The following is a 266-nucleotide window of genomic DNA, read 5'->3' as shown; positions in this document are numbered from 1 at the left end:
AACGGGACCGCGATCTTCACCAACGACGGCGGTGCCGCCCGACGGTTCCAGAACGAGATCCAGGTCGGCATGATCGGCATCAACGTGCCCATCCCCGTCCCGGTCGCGACGTTCTCCTTCGGCGGGTGGAAGGACTCCCTGTTCGGCGACACCAAGGCCCACGGCGCCGAGGGCGTCCGCTTCTTCACCCAGCAGAAGGCCATCACCTCCCGCTGGCTCGACCCCTCCCACGGCGGCATCAACCTCGGCTTCCCCCAGAACTGAGG

At 67.3% G+C, this 266-nt stretch carries 1 protein-coding gene; it reads left to right on the top strand.

Features of this window, described 5'->3' with window-relative positions; genetic code table 11:
- The coding region (locus IFR14_RS20575) for an aldehyde dehydrogenase family protein (protein ID WP_191942236.1) at positions 1 to 264 on the top strand (264 nt) is incomplete at its 5' end.
- Between the last annotated feature and the right edge of the window lie 2 nt (positions 265 to 266).

It is taken from the genome of Plantibacter sp. CFBP 8775 (assembly GCF_014839505.1).
Classification (GTDB): domain Bacteria; phylum Actinomycetota; class Actinomycetes; order Actinomycetales; family Microbacteriaceae; genus Plantibacter; species Plantibacter auratus.
This window is presented reverse-complemented; position numbering and strand designations above follow the sequence as displayed.